Below are 12,757 nucleotides of genomic sequence, written 5' to 3' on the forward strand. Positions count from 1 at the left end.
GTATCTACTTTTTATTAGCAAGCTTATCTTGCATCAATAATGCTGGGTCTAGGCGCTCGCCTTCCCAGTTAAAACGCCAATCAAGGTGTGGGCCTGTTACACGCCCTGTTGCACCTATTTCGGCAACTTTGTCGCCTTGGCTTATTGTATCGCCTACTTTTACATCTAATTTGCTTAAATGAATATATGTAGAGGTAACGCCATGGCCATGGTCAATAATAAGCGTACCGCCAGAGTAGTATAAATCGGGGTCGGCAAACACCACGGTGCCACTGATCGGAGCATAAACAGGCGAGCCGGTTTTATTGGCAATATCTAAACCGAAATGTGGGCGTCGCGGTTCGCCGTTAAAATAACGTTGGCTACCATAAACACCCGATATACGGCCTTGTGCAGGCTTTAATACGGGGTCTAAAAAGTACTGTAAATCAGAGTTAACCGCGCGCGCTTTACGTATTGCTTGCGCTTCACGGCTAATACGTGCGCTTACTTCTTTAGGGGGCGACACATACTTTTTTGCCACACCGGTAATTTTATCAATTTTATAATCACGTTTAGTAATCATTAAATCTTGCGTGTGTGTTTTACCGTTATTATCTACCCACGTAAGGGCGTGTTTTGCTTTCGCGTCGCGACCAAAGCCAAACACAAAATCGCCAGAGTCTGATAACTTTAATGTTTTACCATCTAGCGATACCGACTTTACATTTTCAAGCTTGCCAGTCACTAAGCCGCCCTGCGTTAGGTGCCCTTTTAGCTCAAGCGCTAATGCACTAAAGCTAGTTGTGGTTACAAGCGCTGTGGCTAAAAGAGTTTTAAGCATAACTAATCGATCCCTTTCCTACGCCTTCATATGCGGTAATTTTTACGTCTTTGTCTGGGTATTCTGCCTTAACTTGCTCAGCAAGGTGTTGAGCAATACATTCTACCGTTGTATCAACAGGTAAAATGTCACAGCGTGACTCGCTTATCGCCATTTCAAAGTAACCTTGTGCAGCGGTATAAGCAAAACACACATCATCGTTTTTAGCGCTTATGTGTTTTAATTCGCTTGCAGCGATTTGATCCTCAGCCGTGGCTAAGTAAATATCTTGCCATTTTTCTGCCCATTGCTTTTGTAAGCGTGGCATAGACATACCATCTAAACTAATACCAATTTGCGAGCGATGGCCATGAATAATACGCTGACAGTTACCATCGTGCTTTTTAAGGCCATGGCTGTAATGGTAATAAAAACTTTGGCTGTGCTCTGGTTTCAGCGACAACTCAATTTTTTCAATGTTTTCTGGCAATTTTGGTAAAATAGTGTCGATTAGAAATTCAGTCACTGATTCAACGCTAATTTCTGGCGCGTCTATCATGCAATAAGCTTGATGCGGAGCACTCATGGCTAAATGGTGGTTATCACCAAATGTGCAATCGAGCGTTTTGTGCGAATCAAATTCTTGTACTGTGCCATTTAAACCTTTAGCAATTGCTAGTTTGTGGTCTAAACAGTCGTCAATTATGCCTTTAATTTGCTTTTTAACTAAGCCAAAGTCTAACACCATAGACTCTTCATTTAGCTTGCCATGCAACGTTAAGTCAACAATCCAGCTCTCGCCAACGGCGCCGCGTTTGTTACATAAGTAAGAAAAATCAATCACTGTTAGTGAGTTAACAAAAAGGATCATAAACTTCCTTTAAACTGGTTATAAGTCAGGGGTAATTATAATGATTTCTGATTGTAATTGCGCGGTTTTATAGTGCAAAAAGCAATCGCCACTACTGATTGGCGATAAATCACGCAAAAAAGTGTTTTTTCAACTGCTCCGAGTTGTTTAGCGTACAAGTGTACGCTAAAGTACTTGGCAATTTCTAAGCGAAGATAAGTGTTATGGAACCTAAAAATAGCTATACAAAAGAAGATTTGATCCTATGTGGTCAAGGTGAAATGTTTGGTGAAGGTAACTGCCGTTTACCAAGCGACAACATGTTAATGATGGACCGTATTACTTCAATCACTGCTGATGGCGGCGAGCACGGTAAAGGCCAAATTGTAGCTGAGCTTGATATTGACCCAAGCCTATGGTTTTTCGATTGCCATTTTAAAGGCGACCCAGTTATGCCAGGTTGTTTAGGGCTAGATGCTATGTGGCAACTCGTTGGCTTTTTCTTAGGCTGGTCTGGTGGCCCAGGTTTAGGCCGTGCTTTAGGTGTGGGTGAAGTTAAATTTACCGGTCAAATTTTACCTACCGCTAAAAAAGTAACGTACCGCCTTGATATGAAACGTGTAATTAAGCGTAAACTATTTATGGGTATGGCTGATGGCACAGTTGAAGTAGATGGCCGCGTAATTTACGAAGCAAAAGATTTAAAAGTGGGCTTATTTCAAGACACAAGCGCATTCTAAAGTTAGTAATGTATGCAAAAAGGCCTCCTGTTGGAGGCCTTTTTACGTTAATTCTTATCTGATGAATTAGGTTTTATACATGTTTCGGTTTTCAATTGCTTCACGCCAACCGCCTAACCATTCTGACTTAGGATCGATTTGCTGATAAGGGCATAGCTCTTTTGAGCGCCCGGCTAAACCTGCTTTAAAACCTTGAGAATGAGCTCTTTCTAAACGATCTCTTTTTTGTCTCTTCATCGGTAATATCCTCACCTTTTTTAATTATAAATTTTGTAGCATTAGTGAAATCTACATTTAATGAATAGTTAATAAAAATGTTAAATTCAAATAGCAAAATTAATTAATTTGTTTGACATTAACTAACATGCTGATGCAAAAATAATTTAACATTAATAAAAACACAGTGGTCGTACCACTTCATTTCTTACTGCTTCTTTAATTTACAATACGGCTATCTAACCGCTTAAATGCACTTATGTGCTAAGGCGTGTTCTACTTTGCTGATTTAAATATCTCCATTAAAGCGATTAAATAACTGCTTAATGAAAGCAGCTAATGGGAAGCATATAGTTGGTATTTATGGTGCATTACCGCCTTGTCTAAATGCCAAACACCACTGCAAATTTAACCAGCAAAAATCAACACGACCTATTTATCCGACACACCTTTTTTGGCTAAGTTCCAAACAAAAATGTAATCATGACGATTTTATTGCAATTTGCCCTTTTGTTTAAAAAACAGCTTTAACGATTTATTTTTAAACAATTGGTATTTATGCTTGATTAATTAAAGTCGATCGGTCTAATATGGGTTAACTTTAAAAAGGCTATTAGGGGTTACTTATAATGAACACTGCTCAGGCACCTGCACGGCGCGGAAGACCCCCTAAAATACCTCGCGAAAACACCGATACCAAAGCGCACCTTATTAGGGTTGGCCTAGAAACCTTAACTGAATTTGGTTTTAGCGCAACTGGCCTTGATACCATTTTAAAAAAAGCCGGCGTGCCTAAAGGCTCGTTTTATCATTACTTTAAAAGTAAAGAAGCGTTTGGTATTGCGTTAGTAAATGCCTACGATGACTACTTTATTACTAAGCTCAAAAAATATTTAACCGATAGCAATACCCCGCCCCTCGAGCGCTTAATTCACTTTACGCAAAGTGCCATTATGGGCATGCAAAAATACCAGTACAAACGCGGTTGTTTGGTCGGCAATTTAAATCAAGAGCTCAATCATTTAAGTGATGAATTTAAAATCCGCCTACTACAAAGCTACGTAGCATGGCAGCAGCAAGTTGAGCTGTGTTTAAATGAAGCACAGCAACAAGGCACGCTTGCTAAAACTGTTGATACGCAGCTTATGAGTGAATATTTTTGGATTGGCTGGGAAGGCGCCGTTATGCGCGCTAAACTTACCCAATCAAGTAAACCCCTTACGTTGTATACAGAAATGTTTTTACGCGCATTACTTACCTAATGCGCATTTTATTTAGCCATTAAAAACCGATCGGTCTAAAAGGATATGTTATGAGTAACTCAGTTAAAGCTATTGTAATTACGAAAGACGAAAACTACGCTGCGGCGCTTAGTGAAGTGCAGCAAAGTGACCTACCAGATCAAAACGTGCAACTTGATGTACTTTACAGCACACTCAATTACAAAGATGGGCTAGCCATAACTGGTAAGGGCCCGGTTGTGCGCAGTTTTCCTATGGTGCCAGGCATCGATTTAGTGGGCACAGTAAGTGAGACAAGTACGGATGAATTTACTGTTGGCGATAATGTAATTTTAAATGGCTTTGGTGTGGGCGAAAAACACTGGGGCGGCCTTGCACAAAAGGCATCGCTTAATAGTGATTGGTTAATCCCTCTCCCTGCACCGCTTTCGCCAAAACAAGCAATGCAAATTGGTACCGCGGGCTACACTGCAATGCTGAGTGTTATTGCCCTTGAAAAACAAGGCATCACTCCAAGTGATGGCGAAATATTAGTGACCGGTGCAAACGGCGGTGTTGGCAGCTTTGCCATTTATTTATTAAATCAGCTGGGCTATAACGTAACCGCTGCCACAGGAAGAATGGAGCAAAGCGATTACTTAAAAGAGCTAGGTGCGTCACAAATTATTAGCCGCGATGAGCTTTCAAACCCAGGTAAGCCACTTCAAAAAGAACGCTTTGCTGGTGCTATAGATTCGGTAGGCAGCCACACACTTGCTAATATTTGTGCATCGCTTAAATACGGTGGTGTGGTTACTGCGTGTGGTTTAGCCCAAGGCATGGATTTACCCGCATCAGTAGCGCCCTTTATTTTACGTGGTGTATCTTTAATTGGTATAGACAGCGTTATGCGCCCTAAAAAAGACAGAGTAGAAGCATGGGACAGACTAGCAAGCTTAGTTAAAGCCGATTACCTTGATAAAATTTCAACCGAAATTACACTTGAACAAGTAATCGAAAATGCCGAGCAACTTATGGAAGGTAAAATTCGCGGCCGCGTAGTTGTTAATTGCCAAAGTTAAGCAATTTTATCTATTAAAGCCTCGTTATTAAATTTATAATGGCATTTGTATTTTTATTAATGAGGCAACACCTATGAGCAACCAAGATCTTTACAGTAATAACCCACTGCAAGGCGTAAAATTAGAGCAAGTGGTTGAAGAACTGGTTGAGCAATATGGGTGGGAGCTACTACACGCTTATTTGCAATTAAACTGTTTTAAAAACAACCCTGATGTAAAATCGGCGGTTAAGTTTTTACGTAAAACACAATGGGCACAAGAAAAGGTAGATAACTTTTACCTATACCGCCTTAAAAACTTACCTAAACCCGACGATGTGCAATACGAATTACCGCCACGAGATAGAGTTATTCCTGCTGATCATAAACCGGGGGAGCCGTGCGAATTAAGTTTTAGTGATGCAAAGCGAATTATGGAAAAAAAGGCCACTAAACAACGCGCCAGGGCACGAAAACAACGCTCAAATGCAACTAACCCGTGGGGTAACTAAGTTAACCTCAACTCTGGATAATAAATCTATCTCTAGCAGCTATTTTCAGCGCTAACAGCGTTGAATTTACTTGCAATAGGCTAGCTATTGACGCGTAAATTCGCCTTGTCTTCACCGAAAACCGCTGGCTAGAGAATTAAGCTTAAAGATCATCATGATAAATTATGTTGGTCTATCTCTTAACCAGAGTTCAGGTTAAGTTATATTTTTAAAGCCAATGTATATTGGCTTTTTTTAGCTCTGCAATTTTAGGGCTTAGTAACCTCGTTTACGCCAAAAATCATTAACAGAGCCTTGCTCTTCAAGTGCTACGTTAAATGTTTTATCGGCAATAATTTTATTATTTAGGGTGAGTGTCATTCGCCAATCTCCGAGTTTATTTTCAATAGGCTCCCACAGCGTATCACCTAAATAAAACTGCCAGTCGTTCTCTTTAATGTATTCAACGCCTTCAAAGGGCGGCATTATTTCGCCATTACTGTCTGGTATATCGGGGTGATAAATACAAAAGTGAAGTTTTTCGCCTTTTGCTTTTTTGATATTAATTATTAAACCAAATTCAACATCAAGCTTGGCAATTACATTGGTAGTAAATTGCTCAATTTGTGGCAACGCTTTACTTTTGCTATCCCATGTAGAATAAATCCCACAACTTTGAATCGACACCTCAGGTTTTGATTTTGCCATTACACCATTCTTTACTTTAGGCTGTTAATGCACTGATTTTATAATACATGCAGCTTAAGTAAAATCACCTGATTAACAAACATACTCAATGTTGATTTATTTTTGCACATTGCTTGCACATTTAAGATCAAAAATAGTGGCAATTAGTACTTAATTGGCTGTGTATGATGAATCACACTCTCTGTAATAAAGTTAAACTATTAAAAATTTCGTTATTAAGCGGAGCAATTTCTTCTCTTGTTGCATGTGGCAGTGATGAGCAAAACCTAACAACCGCCACTGATGAAAGTACAAGTTCAAGCAGTGAAAGTACAACAGCAACAAGTGGCACCAGCTCAACCGAGCAAGTGCTATGTGAATACAGTTACAATGAATACAACGACTCAACATCAGTGCAAACCACCAGCTCTGCTGATTGGGCATGCACAGGTACAACACGCGATGTAGTTGCTAATGGCATTCCCGATCATGATGTGGGCACGTTTCCTAACCCCGACAATCCAAACACCATTTCTGAGCAAACTGTGAGTGACAGCTTTACGTTAACGCCTATACAAAGCGATACAGCAACCTTAATGGGCGGCCCTCGAGGCGTGTTAGGCATAGTACTAAATGGCGTTAAAATTGATGCCGGTACCGGCGGCAGTTGTGATGACTCTGGCGATAATTGCTCGCTTGGCGATAATTGCTCGCTTGGCGATAATTGCTCGCTTGGCGATAACAGTGGCAACTGGAGTATTGAAGCACTAAGCCAAGATACCTTTAGTTTTGGTACTGACGATAACAACGCACACGTACAGCCCGATGGCACATATCATTATCATGGCATGCCGGAGGGATTTATCTCCCTTAAAGGCGGCAACAGCTCAACAATGACTCTAATTGCATGGGCGGCTGATGGATTTCCTATTTATGCGCGTTATGGCTATAGCACCGCGGATGATGCAAGTTCGTCACTTAAAGTGATGACAGGTAGCTACCAACATATTAGTACTGTAAGCGATAACCGCCCTTCTACCGATATTTATCCACTGGGAACTTTTGCACAAGATTGGGAGTATGTAGCTGGTTCTGGCGATTTAGATGAGTGTAACGGGCGCTTTGGGGTGACCCCTGAATTTCCACAAGGCATATACCATTACTATGCAACCGATACTTATCCGTTTTTTCAACGCTGTGTTAAAGGCGAGCTATAAATTTACTTATAGGCAAAGTGAGCATGATGAAATTACATAAAAAAGCACTGGTTGCGCTTATTTTAGTGGCCAACATTGTTATAGCACCGGTTGTTTATGCACATTTAATGGTGGCTCAACACGGAACATTAAACGTGATTGATAACCATGCCTTTATTGTGCTCTCGCTGCCTATTTCTGCATTTAATAACCTTGATGATGATTTAAATAAAAAAGTATCTATGGATGAATTTAACGCCCATAAAAAGCAAATCAGCAAAACCATAATGCGAGGGGTTTATTTAAACGATCATCATTATAAGTTTTCTTTAGAGGGCTTATTACTAAACCCTGAAGTGTCGCATACTGATACTAATAACATTGAGTACATAACGATTACGGGCCGATATACAGTGCCTGATATAAGCGCACAGCTAAAATTAAACGTTAGGTTATTTAGTCAAAATACTGATTTAAATAAGTACCACATTACCGCTACTAACAAACAGCAAAAAATGACACATCAGTTTGCTTTAACACCGCGTACGCCTTTTAGCACAGTGTTTTAAACTAACAATTAAGTAGCCAAGGGCAGACTTAATATTAAGCTGCCCTTTTTTATTTTTACTGCGCTAATAATTTTGGATTTTTAGGAAAAAAATTCTCTGGTTGTTTTTCGCAAAGCGAAAATTCGCGGGTGTTTTTATAAGGAAGCTTCATAAATCCTGCTACCCCCACATCAGTAATGTTAACTGCATACTGCATTAATTTATTAAGTAACCGTTTAAACTCTACTTCTTTGCTTTCATCGAGTAAGCGATAGTAATGGTGTATTTTCATTCTATCTGGCAGGGCTTCAAATATAATACAGCCAGTATGATGAATTTGATTTAGCTCAAACACGCATCTAATCACTTTTTTAGGAAGTTGCAGCTGCTCATCAGGATCTTTACCATCTTCAAAGTAAGAATGTGGACGTGCAATTTCGTTTGCCTTCATACTGACAACTTCATAATCCAGCTCAGGGAGGTTATCAAACTTAAACGCCCCGGTTCCATCTCGCTCTAATTGAATAGTTTTACGCGCATCAAATAAACAACACTTAAATAAACCTTTTTGACTTATCGCTTGAGCAAGCATTACGGTATTATTAATGGCATCGGTAAAGGCTGTTTTTAAACTTTCATCATGCATAATAAGCGATGACTCAACAAACAACGACTCATCTTTCCAATGAAAACTCAATCCACCCACTACCGGGTATTTAGCTAGGCGGCTAATAGAGGCCAAAAAGGCTTTTTCGGTATCGCCGGTATCAAACAAAAACTCTTTATAGTAGCGGTCTAATTGAGCATCGTTAACATCTAGCAGCTGCTGATTATGATCGGCTTGTCGTAAAAACTGTTTGCGCGAGCTATATACTACGGTGTCGGGCTTATCACCTTTGCCAAACCAATACGGGATAGCAGGACGAGGCTCCGCTTTTTTAAGCTCAGGTAAATACGCCTGAGCCATTTTGGTAATGTTACGCATAAAGTAATCGCCTGCGCCATCGCGTATGGTTTTATTTTTAGACAGCATGCCGTCAATTACATTGGCAAGCTCTTTGGGTAAGCCAAGCGAGCTTGCAGGAATGGCTTGCGCGCCAAAACGACACGACTGAGCGGAGGCAAGTGCATATAAAGTAGAAGCCACACCTTGTTCATCAAAGCGTGGGGATGACTGCTCACCCGACATTTGCGCATCACCTATAAAATACACATCGCCCATTCTTGCATTAGTAGTGCTTAAATCTCCCGACATTAAATCCATAAAATTACTGGCTATAGGCTCACCCTTACTATCAACCTGTGCGTAAACAGAGCTTCCCCAATCAACTAAAGACAGCGCATCGCTTTGCTCATCCCATACCAAATTAGAAGGTTTAATATCGCCATGCACTATAGGTTGAGGGGTTAAACCATTTTTATGATTACGCAGGTCAATTAGTACATTACGCAGCCGCACCGCTAATTGCATAATATGGGCGGCACTAAAACGCCCTTTTTTGAGCGATACTTTTTCAAGGTCTTCTCCAATGGCGCGGGCCATCATTAAAATACCTTGTTTTTTTATACGCTCAAAAGCATAAAAGGTGGGCACTAGGGGGTTATTAATTTGCGAGAGCATATACGCTTCGTCTTCTAGGCGGTCGCGTACGCTTTGGGCAAGCGTAATACGCGAGAACTTAAACACCCAAGGTAAGGCATTTTCGTCATTGCCAGCAAACACAAACCCAAACGCGCCTGAGCCAATCATCTCTACATTTTTATACCCAAGCGCACTCAGTTGTTTAATACAAATATTAAGCCATTGACGGTGTTTTTTGGCATCTCTATGTGACAGCAAATAAACAGATTGCTCTTCGTTAATATAAAAATTGCGAATTTCTTTGGCTTTCAATACAGGCTCTTTGTTTTATAGGTTAAATAGTGAGTTAGCCACATGATTATTAGTGTTATATAGCCAGATTACAATACTCACCTTGTAGTTTTTACTCTTACCTAAAAAGCTAACTAGCCAAGTGCTAAACATGCACCATTACACCTTGATAACAAATGTTGCATCCAATCGATTAGCTAAGCCGTATTTATACTATCTGCTTATTTTAGATAGTAAATACATAGGGATTTTAGCGATGAAGAGATTAGCTTTACTTACACTGAGCACGTTATATAGCATTAGCAGCTACGCTAATATAGAGACCATTACTGTTTATGGGCATAGAGATGGTTTAATTGGCGAGTCTATCAGTGCCTCAAGCGGTATTATTGGTCAAGGAGAAATACAGCAGCGCCCCATGCTCAGAAGCGCCGAAATGTTAGAGCTTATTCCAGGCATGGCGGTTACACAACACAGTGGCTCGGGTAAGGCTAATCAATACTTTATTAGAGGCTTTAATTTAGATCATGGCACCGACTTTGCCACCAGCATTGAGGGCATGCCCATAAATATGCGAAGCCATGGACACGGGCAAGGTTATACCGATCTTAATTTTATTATTCCAGAAGCTATTTCAACTATTAATTACCAAAAAGGATCATACAGCGCTACACAAGGGGACTTTTCAAGTGCGGGGAGTGCGCAATTTAATTTAGCTAATAACTTAAAGCACAAGCAAATAGAGCTAAGCATTGGTGAAGATAACTATAAACGTGCAGTAGTGCTTAGTGCGGTTGATGTATCTAATGCCAAGTTAATAGCAGCAGCTGAGTGGCAAGGCTACGATGGCCCATGGGATGATATAGACGAAAACGTAAATAAGAAAAATGCCCTACTTCGTTATGTTGGCAAAGCTTTAAATGGAGATTTATCTATTACAGCAATGGCCTACGACAACACATGGCAATCAGCCGATCAAATTCCACAGCGCGCAGTGTCACAAAATATAACGTCACCCTTAGGGTCGCTTGATACCACCCTTGGGGGGAGTTCGAGTCGCTATAGCCTATCAAGTGTTTGGCAAGGCAAGCATATAAAAACCAGTATTTATGCCATAAATTACGATTTAACGCTGTTTTCTAACTTTAGCTATTTTTTAAACGACCCTATAAATGGCGATCAGTTTAACCAACAAGATAGCCGCACTATTTATGGTGGTGAGCTACGTTATCAATTTGACTCCCTTACTGCTGGTTTAAATATGCAGCACACTGCAGGGCTTGAGGTTCGCCATGACGATATAGACAAGGTAGGGCTTTATAACACTAAAGCGCGAGAGCGACTCAATACAATAAGACAAGATGCCATAAAACAAACAAGCTATTCGAGTTATTGGCAAACAAAAATACTTTTCACACCTAAATTAGAGGCAACAGCAGGCGTGCGGTACGACTATTTTGATACCGATGTAAGCAGTATCACACAGGTAAATTCGGGCAAAGCAAACGATGACTTAGTAAGCTTTAAAGGCAGTTTAAATTATAAACTTACTGATTTGTTAGCCGCTTATGCAAACTGGGGGCAGTCTTTTCATTCAAACGATGCCCGCGGCACTACCATTAATATTGACCCTGTTAGCCAACAAAATGCCGAAAAAGTAGATTTACTAGTAAAAAGCGAAGGTGCTGAACTAGGCCTGCGTTTTGCCGATGATCAAAACGTTAATTTATCAGCCGCTTTATGGTGGCTTACACTCGACTCAGAGCTTTTATTTGTAGGTGATGCGGGTAATACAGAGCCGAGTGATGCTTCAAAACGTTATGGTCTAGAGCTAAGCGCGTATTATTGGATTAATGAACGCTTTAGCCTAGACATGGAAGCCTCGTTTACTCATTCAAGATTAAATATAAACTCTGACAAAAACTATATAGAAGGCGCAGTACCTGTTGTTGCAAGTGCAGGTTTAAATTGGCATATAACGCAATTGTGGCAATCATCATTTAGAGTACGCCACATAGGTAAACGTACGCTTTCTGACTCTGGTGATATTCGCTCTGAACCATTAACGGTAGTTAATAGTGCTATTAGCTATAAACAAACTCACTGGAAAGTCGATTTTGAACTACTGAATTTATTTGATAGTACCGATCACGATATAGATTACTACTATGCTTCGCGCTTACCGGGCGAGCCTGCACAAGGTGTAGAAGATAACCACTTTCATCCTATTGAGCCTCGCACAGCCCGCTTATCAATTAGCTTATTGTTTTAACCGAGCAAAATACTGTATACAAAAACAGTACACATAAAAGCGCACCTTAATACATTTTTTAAGGTGCATTTCGCTGAGATGGCGCTGTTTTAAAACTTTTTAACATAGCGTGGGGATCTACGTTTTTACTATGTTGGCTGCTCGCCTGTGCCCACCACATCAGTTGGCTAAAAGTACGCGAATAATAATTAAACCACGATTTTTCTTCTTCGCCCTCTTGCATTTAACCGTCGCTATTTAGCACCTCTTGCGCCTTTGGTACATGAACCATTGCAGAGACTGGCAAACACCCAAGTTCTGATAAAAAGGTACGTAAACTAATTGCCGCACGTAACCCTCCCCATTGCCCTGCCGAATAGGTGACAATAGCGCTTGGCTTGTACGAGAACAACGAGCTGCCAAAATGGTTTAGCAAATCAGCTAATGCCGGGCTCATACTATGATTGTACTCTGGGCTTACCATTATATAGCCATCGGCTTGGGTAATTTTATCTGCTAAGGCTGTTAAATGTGCTGGAGCTTGGCTTTTTGCATAGGCAAAATGAGGTTTAAATACATCCTCTGAAGGAAAGTCGAGCGCGTCTATAAGTTCAAACTCGTGCTCGCTGTAGCGCTCGTTTAAACATTTGAGGCATGACTCAGCTACTCGCTCTCCTAATCGTGCTGGCTTAGGGGGTGTGCTATCTCTAACGGTGCCTAAAAAAACTAAAAATTTCATAAAAGCCTCTTTAATTGAGTGTTGTACCCACTATACCTTAAACCTAAAACATATTAAAAATGCGAGGCTTTTATTTGTTTGCAC

At 40.5% G+C, this 12,757-nt stretch carries 12 protein-coding genes and 1 pseudogene; 7 read left to right on the forward strand and 6 right to left on the reverse strand.

Features of this window, described 5'->3' with window-relative positions; all coding sequences use genetic code 11:
- Nucleotides 1–4: 4 nt before the first annotated feature.
- Entirely contained in the window at nt 5–823 is an 819-nt protein-coding gene (locus PSH41_RS04155) for a M23 family metallopeptidase (RefSeq protein ID WP_248442368.1), read from the reverse strand.
- A complete protein-coding gene (locus PSH41_RS04160) occupies nt 816–1,673 on the reverse strand; it encodes a 6-carboxytetrahydropterin synthase (RefSeq protein WP_273588237.1) in 858 nt (285 codons plus the stop codon). The genes PSH41_RS04155 and PSH41_RS04160 overlap by 8 nt, the downstream gene beginning before the upstream one ends.
- 203 nt (nt 1,674–1,876) lie before the next feature.
- Here PSH41_RS04160 and fabA point away from each other — a divergent pair, with 203 nt between their 5' ends.
- Nucleotides 1,877–2,392 (forward strand): bifunctional 3-hydroxydecanoyl-ACP dehydratase/trans-2-decenoyl-ACP isomerase, encoded by a 516-nt coding sequence (gene fabA / locus PSH41_RS04165; RefSeq protein ID WP_004586523.1) that lies wholly within the window; start codon nt 1,877–1,879, stop codon nt 2,390–2,392.
- Nucleotides 2,393–2,458: 66 nt separating this feature from the next.
- Here fabA and rmf read toward each other — a convergent pair whose 3' ends face one another.
- Nucleotides 2,459–2,629 carry a ribosome modulation factor gene (gene rmf, locus PSH41_RS04170; RefSeq protein ID WP_004586522.1) on the reverse strand — a complete coding sequence of 57 codons (171 nt, stop codon included), beginning with the start codon at nt 2,627–2,629 and terminating at the stop codon, nt 2,459–2,461.
- A gap of 608 nt (nt 2,630–3,237) precedes the next feature.
- Here rmf and acuR point away from each other — a divergent pair.
- The 3 genes from acuR to PSH41_RS04185 all read left to right on the forward strand — a co-directional run bounded on the left by acuR (nt 3,238) and on the right by PSH41_RS04185 (nt 5,400).
- Entirely contained in the window at nt 3,238–3,870 is a 633-nt protein-coding gene (gene acuR / locus PSH41_RS04175) for an acrylate utilization transcriptional regulator AcuR (RefSeq protein ID WP_273588236.1), read from the forward strand.
- Between the two features lie 50 nt (nt 3,871–3,920).
- Nucleotides 3,921–4,910, forward strand: coding sequence for an acrylyl-CoA reductase (NADPH) (gene acuI, locus PSH41_RS04180; protein ID WP_273588234.1), 990 nt, complete (start codon nt 3,921–3,923; stop codon nt 4,908–4,910).
- 73 nt (nt 4,911–4,983) lie between these two features.
- Nucleotides 4,984–5,400: a VF530 family DNA-binding protein gene (locus PSH41_RS04185; RefSeq protein WP_004586518.1), complete on the forward strand. Its 417-nt coding sequence runs from the start codon at nt 4,984–4,986 to the stop codon at nt 5,398–5,400.
- Nucleotides 5,401–5,655: 255 nt separating this feature from the next.
- On the opposite strand, the gene PSH41_RS04190 is transcribed toward PSH41_RS04185, so the two are convergent.
- On the reverse strand, nt 5,656–6,087 hold the full coding sequence (locus PSH41_RS04190) for a DUF3859 domain-containing protein (protein WP_004586517.1): 432 nt from the start codon (nt 6,085–6,087) through the stop codon (nt 5,656–5,658).
- Between the two features lie 167 nt (nt 6,088–6,254).
- Here PSH41_RS04190 and PSH41_RS04195 point away from each other — a divergent pair, with 167 nt between their 5' ends.
- Together PSH41_RS04195 and PSH41_RS04200 are read left to right on the forward strand one after the other, a co-directional pair.
- The gene (locus PSH41_RS04195) at nt 6,255–7,283 is read left to right on the forward strand and encodes a YHYH protein (RefSeq protein ID WP_273588394.1); all 1,029 of its coding nucleotides are present in this window, start codon (nt 6,255–6,257) and stop codon (nt 7,281–7,283) included.
- 23 nt (nt 7,284–7,306) lie between these two features.
- Nucleotides 7,307–7,831, forward strand: a complete 525-nt coding sequence (locus PSH41_RS04200) for a hypothetical protein (protein ID WP_095206626.1) — start codon at nt 7,307–7,309, stop codon at nt 7,829–7,831.
- A 55-nt stretch (nt 7,832–7,886) separates the two neighbouring features.
- On the opposite strand, the gene PSH41_RS04205 is transcribed toward PSH41_RS04200, so the two are convergent.
- On the reverse strand, nt 7,887–9,704 hold the full coding sequence (locus PSH41_RS04205) for a protein kinase domain-containing protein (protein WP_273588232.1): 1,818 nt from the start codon (nt 9,702–9,704) through the stop codon (nt 7,887–7,889).
- 235 nt (nt 9,705–9,939) lie between these two features.
- Between PSH41_RS04205 and PSH41_RS04210 the strand changes: the two genes are divergently transcribed.
- Entirely contained in the window at nt 9,940–11,955 is a 2,016-nt protein-coding gene (locus PSH41_RS04210) for a TonB-dependent receptor (protein WP_273588231.1), read from the forward strand.
- 58 nt (nt 11,956–12,013) lie between these two features.
- On the opposite strand, the pseudogene PSH41_RS04215 reads toward PSH41_RS04210, so the two are convergent.
- Nucleotides 12,014–12,673: pseudogene (locus PSH41_RS04215) on the reverse strand (NADPH-dependent FMN reductase).
- Nucleotides 12,674–12,757 lie beyond the last annotated feature (84 nt).

It is taken from the genome of Pseudoalteromonas sp. CST2 (assembly GCF_028599385.1).
Lineage (GTDB): Bacteria > Pseudomonadota > Gammaproteobacteria > Enterobacterales > Alteromonadaceae > Pseudoalteromonas > Pseudoalteromonas atlantica.